At 34.2% G+C, this 3,910-nt stretch carries 2 protein-coding genes; both read left to right on the top strand.

What is annotated here, in order from left to right; genetic code table 11:
* Positions 1-3,586, top strand: a 3,586-nt coding sequence (gene rpoB / locus A9Q93_RS09280) for a DNA-directed RNA polymerase subunit beta (RefSeq protein WP_303687121.1), incomplete at its 5' end; no start/stop codon positions are given.
* Positions 3,587-3,683: 97 nt separating this feature from the next.
* Positions 3,684-3,910, top strand: a 227-nt coding sequence (locus A9Q93_RS09275) for a hypothetical protein (protein ID WP_303687120.1), incomplete at its 3' end; no start/stop codon positions are given.

The raw sequence follows: 3,910 nt of genomic DNA, 5'->3' as shown, positions 1-3,910 counted from the left end.
TCCATCCCGTTATTCAATTCAAGAATGTATTGAACGTGGTCTTACCTACAGTGTACCTCTAAAAGCTCGTTTAAAATTATATTGTACAGATCCAGAACACGAAGATTTTGAAACCATAGTTCAAGATGTTTATTTGGGTACAATACCCTATATGACTCCTAACGGAACCTTTGTGGTTAATGGAGCCGAACGTGTTGTTGTTTCTCAATTACACCGTTCGCCTGGTGTATTCTTTGGACAATCGTTCCACGCAAATGGAACAAAACTATATTCAGCCAGAGTAATTCCTTTTAAAGGTTCTTGGATTGAATTTGCTACCGATATAAATCAAGTAATGTACGCTTATATCGATAGAAAGAAAAAATTACCAGTAACTACGCTTTTCCGTGCTATCGGATTTGAAAGAGATAAAGATATTTTAGAGATATTTGATCTTGCCGAAGAAGTTAAAGCTACAAAAACTGGACTAAAAAGATATTTAGGACGTAAACTTGCTGCTCGTGTTCTTAAAACATGGCATGAAGATTTCGTAGATGAAGATACTGGTGAGGTTGTTTCTATAGAACGTAACGAAATTGTTTTAGATAGAGATACGATTCTAGAAAAAGATCATATTGACGAAATATTAGAATCTGGATCAAAAACAATTCTTCTTCATAAAGTAGATAATTTACAATCAGATTATGCTATAATTCATAATACCCTTCAAAAGGATCCAACAAATTCTGAAAAAGAAGCGGTAGAACATATTTATAGACAATTACGTAATGCTGAGCCGCCAGATGAGGAAACTGCTCGTGGTATTATCAATAAATTATTCTTTAGTGACCAACGTTATAATCTTGGTGAAGTAGGTCGTTTTAGAATGAATAAAAAATTAGGTCTTGATATTCCAATAGATAAGTTAGTTCTTACTAAAGAAGATATAATTACTATTATTAAATTCTTAATCGAGTTAATTAATTCAAAAGCAGAGATTGATGATATTGATCACCTTTCAAATCGTCGTGTACGTACGGTTGGTGAACAATTGTCTTCTCAATTTGGTGTTGGTTTAGCTCGTATGGCTCGTACTATTAGAGAACGTATGAACGTTCGTGATAATGAGGTTTTTACCCCAATCGATTTAATTAATGCGAAGACTTTATCTTCGGTTATTAATTCGTTTTTTGGTACCAACCAATTATCACAGTTTATGGATCAAACCAATCCAATTGCTGAGATAACTCATAAACGTAGATTATCAGCCCTAGGGCCTGGTGGACTTTCAAGAGAAAGAGCAGGATTTGAGGTGCGTGATGTTCACTTTACTCACTACGGAAGACTTTGTCCAATTGAAACTCCTGAGGGACCGAATATTGGATTGATTTCATCTCTTTCTGTGTATGCAAAAGTTAACTATTTAGGTTTCTTAGAAACTCCTTATCGTAAAGTTGAAGATGGTAAAATTGATTTAATTAATGAACCAACTTACCTTTCAGCTGAAGAGGAAGAAGAAAAATTAATAGCTCAAGCACATATTGATATTGCTGATGACGGTACAATTAATTCCGATAGAGTTATTGCACGAATGGAAGGTGATTTTCCAGTAGTTGATTCTAAGGATATTCATTATACGGATGTTGCGCCAAATCAAATTTCATCTATTTCGGCTTCACTTATTCCATTCTTGGAACATGATGATGCAAACCGTGCATTGATGGGATCGAATATGATGCGTCAAGCTGTACCATTAATGAGAGCTGAGTCTCCTATTGTTGGAACAGGATTAGAACGTCAAGTTGCTACAGATTCACGTGTTTTAATAAATTCTGAAGGTGATGGAGTTGTTGAATATGTGGATGCGAATAAAATTTCAATTAAATACGACCGTACTGACGATGAAAGATTAGTAAGTTTTGATGGGGATTCAAAAACCTATAAACTTATTAAGTTTAGAAAAACCAATCAAAGTACTTCTATAAATCTAAAACCTATTGTTAAAAAAGGGGATAGAGTTAAAAAAGGACAGGTTTTATGTCAAGGTTATGCAACCCAAGCTGGTGAATTAGCTTTAGGTAGAAATATGAAAGTTGCTTTTATGCCTTGGAAAGGGTATAACTTTGAGGATGCAATTGTAATTTCTGAAAAGGTTGTACGTGATGATATTTTTACTTCAATACATATAGATGAGTATTCTTTACAAGTTAGAGATACTAAATTAGGTAACGAAGAGCTTACAAATGATATTCCTAATGTTTCTGAAGAGGCTACTAAAGACTTAGACGAACATGGTATGATTCGTATTGGTGCTGAAGTTAAACCTGGAGATATACTTATTGGAAAAATTACTCCAAAAGGAGAAAGTGATCCAACACCTGAAGAAAAATTACTTCGCGCTATTTTTGGAGATAAAGCAGGTGATGTAAAAGATGCATCATTAAAAGCATCTCCGTCATTACACGGTGTTGTAATAGGTAAGAAGCTATTTGCACGTTCAGTAAAAGATAAGCGTATTAGACTTCAGAACAAAGAAGATATCGCTTTACTTGAAGATGAGTTTGATAAAAAGTTTGACAATCTTAGAGATGTTTTAATTGAGAAGTTGTTTACAATTGTATCAGGAAAAACTGCTCAAGGTGTAATAAATGATTTAGAAGAAGTTGTTTTTCCAAAGGGTAAAAAGTTTACCTTAAAAATGTTAAATGAAATAGATGATTATGCTCATTTAACAAAGGGAACTTGGACTACTAGTACAGAAACAAATGTATTGGTGGAAGATTTAATGCACAACTATAAAATTAAAGAGAACGATTTACAAGGGAACCTTCGTCGTGAGAAATTTGCTATTTCTGTAGGAGATGAATTGCCTTCAGGTATTTTAAAACTTGCAAAAGTTTATGTTGCTAAAAAACGTAAACTTAAAGTAGGAGATAAAATGGCTGGTCGTCATGGAAATAAAGGTATTGTAGCACGTATTGTACGTGAAGAAGATATGCCTTTCTTAGAAGATGGAACACCTGTGGATATTGTATTAAATCCACTTGGAGTACCTTCTCGTATGAATATTGGACAAATTTATGAAACCGTTTTAGGGTGGGCTGGTCAAAAATTAGATCAAAAATATGCAACTCCAATTTTTGATGGAGCTACAATTGAGCAAATTAATGATTTAACTGACGAAGCTGGAATTCCTAGATATGGTCATACCTATCTTTTTGATGGTGGTACGGGAGAACGATTTGATCAACCTGCAACTGTTGGGGTGATTTATATTCTTAAACTTGGCCATATGGTTGATGATAAGATGCATGCTCGTTCAATAGGACCTTACTCATTAATTACGCAACAACCATTAGGTGGTAAAGCACAATTTGGTGGACAGCGTTTTGGAGAGATGGAAGTTTGGGCATTAGAAGCATATGGAGCATCTAGTACACTAAGAGAAATATTGACAGTAAAATCTGATGATGTTGTTGGTAGAGCTAAAACCTATGAAGCAATTGTGAAAGGGGAAGCTATGCCAGAACCTGGATTGCCAGAGTCTTTTAATGTGTTAATGCACGAATTAAAAGGATTAGGTCTAGATATTAGATTAGAGGAATAATTTTAATCCCCGCGAAATCGGGGATTTCAAAGTCATTAAAGACTAGTTGAAGACTTAGTCTTCAAACTTAATTTTACAAAGTATAGCACATAGAATTATGGCAAGAATAAAAGAAAATGTAGCAAAGAAATTTAGTAAAATTTCAATTGGTTTTTCTTCACCAGAGAAAATTTTAGCAGAATCTCGTGGAGAAGTTTTAAAACCAGAAACTATTAACTATCGTACTCATAAGCCGGAGCGTGATGGTCTTTTTTGTGAGCGTATTTTTGGTCCTATTAAGGATTATGAATGTGCCTGTGGAAAATATAAAAGAATTCGTTACAA

The organism is Nonlabens dokdonensis, assembly GCF_002162835.1.
Lineage (GTDB): Bacteria > Bacteroidota > Bacteroidia > Flavobacteriales > Flavobacteriaceae > Nonlabens > Nonlabens dokdonensis_B.
This window is presented reverse-complemented; position numbering and strand designations above follow the sequence as displayed.